Source organism: Streptococcus sp. DFI.7.26 (assembly GCF_022240605.1).
In the GTDB taxonomy this organism is placed as follows: Bacteria; Bacillota; Bacilli; order Lactobacillales; family Streptococcaceae; genus Streptococcus; species Streptococcus xiaochunlingii.
The window spans coordinates 1-1,407 of the sequence record NZ_JAKOGN010000032.1 but is presented as its reverse complement, the minus strand read 5'-3'; the positions used below and the strand labels follow the sequence as shown (position 1 = coordinate 1,407).

The window sequence follows — 1,407 nt, the reverse complement described above, 5'->3', positions numbered from 1 at the left end:
TTTTTTGTTGTGATACTTCTTTCAAGGAATATTTGGTAGGATTGGAGTGAAAAAAGATTAACTAGGAAAGAAGGAAGTATATGGAAGCCATTTATCAACGTGATTCGGATCAAGATGGACTAACTGATGCTCAAGAATTGGCGCTAGGAACCAATCCTCTTAGCGCAGATTCTGATGGTGATGGACGTTCAGATTTAGTGGAAATAGAAGAAGGAACCAATCCCTTAGAAAAGGATTTACAAGACATAGACCAAACAAGTATCACTGAACCGTCCTCAGTATTTATGGAAATGAAACAAAAGATTTCAGATATGATGGAGAGTCACTACAAGGAATTTATACAGGCTCTGATTAGTATTGAAACAGGGATTGAAAACCAACAAGACCTAGAAGACTTATATACTTACTACATGAGAACGGATGCCGTTTCTCTTTTATCTAGTGATTTAGAAATCAGTCCTCAAGAGGTTGAAATGGAGATAGAGTTGTAGGGGAATCATGTGATTCTCCTATTTTCGTATAGATGAAAGGAGCGAGTATGGAAGTAATGCAATTATTGGCTATGTTTCGTGGAACAATTCCAAAAGATAGGGAGAAAATGGACCTATTTCTTCGTTATCAAGCGCAACATTTTGATGAGAAATGGCAGGATTTGGTAGAGAGTTTTTTGACTAAAGAGGGCAAAATAGAAGAGATACCTCATGTCTATTCGTTTCATCAAGATATTGTTTCTTTCCTAGAGGCCAGTTCTGAAAATAATGACCAAGATTTAGAAAGTTACACAAGAAAATTTGGACAAGCAGGTCTAAGTAAATTATCTCAATTAAGTAATTTTGAGAAAAACTTGGTGCTAGAAGTCGCAACCTATAACCTTTCCACTCGATTTTATATCCAATCTGAAAAAGAGAAGCTAACACCATTAAGTGAGCTTGTATTTCATCAGAATCAGGATGTCAATTTAGTCAATGTCTATCGGGTTGCGAATAATCTATCTGACCGTATTAGTAGAGATATAGAGGAATTTCTTCTAATGGTTGATTCCAAAGAACTAAAAAAAGAACTTCTTGAGATTCATTTTGAAGAAAAAGAGGGAGATGCTCTAGCCTATTTGGGTTCAGAATTGATGGCTACTTTAGATACCGTTACGGATCTTGTCCATCATGAAGAAAACTACACACAACTCCCACTGACACAAAAGCTGAAGATTATTACTCATTTTGATGAAGTGAAAGCTATAAGAGAAAAGTCTAAGCAAGTAGCGGAAGCGGTCTTACCTTTAGATAATATTGACCAGGTAGAAGAAAATGTGGAAGTTCATTCCCTATCTAAAGTAGATAAAATTGTAGAAGAAGCTTTGAGGGAATATCCAATCGGTTCACAAGTAAGTTATAAAGGACAAGTATTTCA

At 35.8% G+C, this 1,407-nt stretch carries 1 protein-coding gene and 1 pseudogene; both read left to right on the top strand.

Annotated elements, in window-relative coordinates; genetic code table 11:
* Positions 1 to 80: 80 nt before the first annotated feature.
* On the top strand, positions 81 to 491 hold the full coding sequence (locus L0M85_RS09730; protein ID WP_014713375.1) for a thrombospondin type 3 repeat-containing protein: 411 nt from the start codon (positions 81 to 83) through the stop codon (positions 489 to 491).
* A 47-nt stretch (positions 492 to 538) separates the two neighbouring features.
* A pseudogene (locus L0M85_RS09725) lies at positions 539 to 1,407 on the top strand (helicase SNF2); the annotation flags it as partial.

What these genes read in the sequence shown, in the direction of transcription:
- L0M85_RS09730 (WP_014713375.1), top strand. Translation starts at nt 81, where the DNA reads ATGGAAGCCATTTATCAACGTGATTCGGATCAAGATGGACTAACTGAT.